The organism is Pradoshia sp. (assembly GCF_051873915.1).
Classification (GTDB): domain Bacteria; phylum Bacillota; class Bacilli; order Bacillales; family Pradoshiaceae; genus Pradoshia.
In genome coordinates this window covers 1-3,336 of record NZ_JBJEFJ010000039.1, presented here as the reverse complement: position 1 = coordinate 3,336, position 3,336 = coordinate 1, and the positions used below count along the sequence as shown (strand labels likewise).

Sequence of the window (3,336 nt, the reverse complement as noted above, 5' to 3'; positions counted from 1 at the left end):
TCCCTGACGACAGCCTTCCTCGTAATCGAGAACACCGCACAAGCGAGTGCGATCAGAACAACCGCGCTTCCGTACCAGGCCGTATGCGAAACGGAGCCTGTTTGGCTTAATACAATTCCGCCGAATCCAGATCCAATGGAGATGCCGACCTGTAAAGCAGAGTTATTGAAGCTTTGTTGAATATCGGATGTAGCCGGATCTGTTTGAATCAGATAGCTTTGCTGCGGAGGTGATAGGCTCCAGCTGAGTGCTCCCCAAATCAACATCACAGGGATGAAGACGAACATGGAGAATGTGGAGAACGGCAATAGGAAGAGCACAACCGCAAATGAGACGATGAAGATAATGATGCTCTTTTGCGGGCCAATCGCGTCAGAGAGCGTGCCTCCCAATGCGCCGCCGCTTACCGCCGCAATTCCGAACAATAGATAGAAGATGCTGACCCAATTCGCATCTAAATGCATGACATCCTCAAGGAATGGGGTGAAGTACGCATAAATCGTGTAATGCCCCGCCAGCATGAACATCGTTGCCAGATGAGCGGTGCCGATTTTCGGACTGGCGACAGCCTTTAATTGCTGTGATAACGGAATCGATTTTTCTCCAGGAATACGTTCGAGGAAGATAGAAACGAGAATAAATGATCCCACTGAAAGAACGGCTATTCCAAGGAAAAGGATACGCCATCCGAATTGCTCTGAAATCAAGATGCCAAGCGGAACACCCATAACGAGCGATGAGCTGATTCCCATCGTTACAAGGCCAATTGCCTTTGCTCGGTGTGAAGGATGAACGACTTTAGCCGCGATAATCAAGGATAAGACCATGATTAAGGCTGTACTCATCGCCGTTAAAACACGGGCAATCATCATAACCGTGTAGTTTGGACTGAAGTAGGTGATGATGTTTCCTAAGAAGAAGATGGCCATGGAGATGAGGTAGACTTTTTTACGCTCATATTTATTCGTCATGACCAATAAAACCGGTCCTGCAATCGCGTATATAAGGGCAAAGACGGTGATTAGCTGTCCAGCCGTGCTGATCGATACATTTAAATCATTGGCAATGTTCGGAAGGATTCCGCCGATGATCAGTTCTACCAATCCAACCGCCACAGCGGATAATGCTAGTATAATTACTTTAAGATTCATATTGTAGTAACGTCCTTTCTGTACAAAATAAAAAAATCCTGACTACAAAAAATGAAAAAGGTTCATTTTCTGTAGTCAGGACTTTATGGTTCCTGGTAGAGACCCTCACGCCATATTCTGAGGTTATACAGGTTGAAATTATGTTGTTCTTTTGTAGCACACTTTGAAAAGTTTACTAGCTTATCGCTCATTTAGCAAGTATTAATTTTTAATATCGTATAATAAAGGTAAGGATATACAGTTTTAGATATAAAGGGAAGTAAGTATGCATAATGGTCTTTCGTTCTAAAGTGGATGCGTTTTTTGTGAATGTTATGGTGATTGTCGTCCTTGTTATCGCTTCCGTAACCATATTTCCCTTGTTCCTGGAGGAATTTCGTGATGATTTAGCTGGTAGTATCATATTGATCTTGGTATTTCTTTTGGTTATCGGTTTTCTATTATGGACGTGCTTTTCTGTACAGTATATTTTTCACCAAGACCATTTATTCATCAAGGGTGGACCATTCAAAAGCCGGATTCCATACGAGAAAATCATCAAGGTCGCCCCAACAAAAGCCATCTTTACTGGGTATCGAATCCTGTCCTCGAGAGATGCGATAGAAATCACTAATCAGACAACTGTTTTTGGCAGTATTAAAATTTCACCGAAAAATAAAGAGGCGTTTATCAGTGAGCTTAAAAAACGAAATCCTGCTATAAGGATTGAATAGTGAAGGAAGTCCCTGAGCAGGGGCTTTTTTTGTTTAGGGATGACTTTTAGAAGGATTTCTGCCGTTCTCCCTCGAATACAAATACCATTGTATTTTGTATCTATGAAAATAAGAACGGATGTGAAGAACCATTTGCCTGAATATATAGTGAATGATCACAATCGAAAAAAATTCAGTGCTGACTGCGGGAATTGTTTTGGCTTATGCTGTGTAGCCTTATCCTTTGCGGCTTCCTCTGATTTTGCCTTTGATAAAGAGGAAGGAACGCCTTGCAGAAATCTCCAGCAAGACCATCGTTGTGGAATTCATAAAAACCTTAGGCTGAATGGCTTCAGGGGGTGCACAGTCTATGAATGCTTTGGGGCAGGGCAACATGTTTCTCAAGTGTTATACAAGGGCAATGACTGGCGGAAAAATAAAGCGACAGCTAAGGAAATGTTCGCTGTATTCCCCATCGTACAACAGCTTCACGAAATGCTTTATTACTTATCTGAGGCTCTTCATAGAGAGGAAGCTCGCCCAATCTATCAGGAGTTAGAGCAAGCCGTTAAAGAAACCGAACAACTCACTCATTTAAGCCCCGAATCCATCTTATCTCTCTATCTCCCAGACACCCGGGAAAACGTGAATATTTTACTAAAACAAACAAGTGAACTAGTACGGACAAAAGGGAAGCATACGAAAAAACCTGGAAGAAAGAGAAAAAACATCAAAGGCCGCGATCTAATCGGGGCCAATTTAAGAGGCGATAATCTAAGGGGAGCCCATTTAAGAGGGGCTATGCTCATTGCAGCTGATCTTCGAGAAGCTGATTTAAGAGAAGCAGACCTCATTGGTGCGGACTTAAGAGATGCGGACTTAAGAGGAACTAACCTAATCGGAAGTCTTTTTCTTACACAAGTTCAAGTGAATTCAGCTAAGGGGAATAGGCACACGAAATTACCATCTGCATTAACAGCTCCTGGACATTGGCTGTGATGAATTGAATAGGGGGATGAACATGTCTGAAACAATCAATCAAAATATAACGGTTAAAGAGCTTGATGAATTAAGGTTAGTTGGTTTTCGAGTGTTGTGTTCAGGTGATCAATATATTGTTGAAATACCGAAAGCGTCATCCAGGTTAAGCAAGCGCATAGATGAAATTAAACAAGTAATGAATCCAAGGGAACAATTTGGCGCATTTATGGTGGAGAATGAAACAGCAGAGGAGGATGGATACTGGGTTTGTGTGGAAGTAAAGGATTTTGAGGATATACCATCAGATATGGTGACCTTGACCATACCAGCTCAACGCTATGCCGTTATAGCTTATCATGGACCTAATCATCAAATAATGGACGCCTATCATGACTTACATCAGTGGATTGAAGAAAACAGCTATGTAAGGCGAAAGAATACTTGGCATATCGAAAAGTATCATGATTGGAGGGATGCGGAGGATTTAGATGTAGAGTTGTTTGATACGATTG

The 3,336-nt window shown here is 42.1% G+C and carries 4 protein-coding genes and 1 riboswitch; of the genes, 3 read left to right on the top strand and 1 reads right to left on the bottom strand.

What is annotated here, in order from left to right:
* Positions 1-1,151 (bottom strand): MFS transporter (locus ACI35L_RS04565; protein WP_439802324.1); only part of this gene is annotated, 1,151 nt, incomplete at its 3' end.
* 52 nt (positions 1,152-1,203) lie between these two features.
* Positions 1,204-1,302: riboswitch (purine riboswitch) on the bottom strand.
* 163 nt (positions 1,303-1,465) lie between these two features.
* Between ACI35L_RS04565 and ACI35L_RS04560 the strand changes: the two genes are divergently transcribed.
* The 3 genes from ACI35L_RS04560 to ACI35L_RS04550 all read left to right on the top strand — a co-directional run.
* Positions 1,466-1,864, top strand: a complete 399-nt coding sequence (locus ACI35L_RS04560; RefSeq protein WP_439802325.1) for a PH domain-containing protein — start codon at positions 1,466-1,468, stop codon at positions 1,862-1,864.
* Between the two features lie 102 nt (positions 1,865-1,966).
* Entirely contained in the window at positions 1,967-2,842 is an 876-nt protein-coding gene (locus tag ACI35L_RS04555) for a pentapeptide repeat-containing protein (protein ID WP_439802323.1), read from the top strand.
* A 22-nt stretch (positions 2,843-2,864) separates the two neighbouring features.
* The coding region (locus ACI35L_RS04550) for a GyrI-like domain-containing protein (protein WP_439802322.1) at positions 2,865-3,336 on the top strand (472 nt) is incomplete at its 3' end.

Coding starts and splice junctions, on each gene's coding strand:
- ACI35L_RS04560 (WP_439802325.1), top strand. CDS start 1,466: ATGGTGATTGTCGTCCTTGTTATCGCTTCCGTAACCATATTTCCCTTG.
- ACI35L_RS04555 (WP_439802323.1), top strand. CDS start 1,967: ATGAAAATAAGAACGGATGTGAAGAACCATTTGCCTGAATATATAGTG.